General features: G+C 38.9%; 1 protein-coding gene. It reads right to left on the bottom strand.

What is annotated here, in order from left to right; genetic code table 11:
• The coding region (locus tag HMPREF3186_RS09145) for a hypothetical protein (RefSeq protein ID WP_197415018.1) at positions 1 to 566 on the bottom strand (566 nt) is incomplete at both ends.

Genomic DNA, 566 nt, shown 5'->3' with positions numbered 1-566 from the left:
GCTAATCCAGTATTAGTTTCAGTTGTACCTGTATTAGCTAAACGTTTAGTTTCTTTCTTAATTTCATCTGGTGTTACTTTACCTGATGTTACCTTAGCTGGTGTTATTACAGGAACTTCCACAGTTGATTTACCTGGTTCTGTAATCTTAGCTGTCCCTGGTACTTTACCTTCTGGTAATTCACTGTTTGGTACTTTACCTTTACCTTCTTCATCGATTGTAACTGTAATTGTGTTTCCATCTTTACCTGGGATTTCTACCTTAGTTCCTGGTGGGTATGTTGATCCATCTGGTTTCTTAGGTGTTACTATAACGTCACCTGTCTTAGGATCTTGTTCAACATCTAGTGTTGGTGTCTTCTGAGCTGGTGTTGTCACATCTACTGGTTGTGATGGTTTCTTATTCGGTTCTGTTACTGTTCCTTTTCCTGGGACATCTTTCTTAGGAAGTTTGTCATTTGGTACTTCACCTGAACCATTGTCTCCAATTATAACTTCGATTGGTGTGTTATTTTCACCTGGAATCACTACCTTACTTCCTGATGGGTATGTTGATCCATCTGGTTT

Origin of the sequence: Gemella haemolysans (assembly GCF_001553035.1) — a bacterium.
Lineage (GTDB): Bacteria > Bacillota > Bacilli > Staphylococcales > Gemellaceae > Gemella > Gemella haemolysans_B.
The sequence above is the reverse complement of the archived record's forward strand: the minus strand, read 5'-3'. Positions and strand labels throughout refer to the sequence as shown.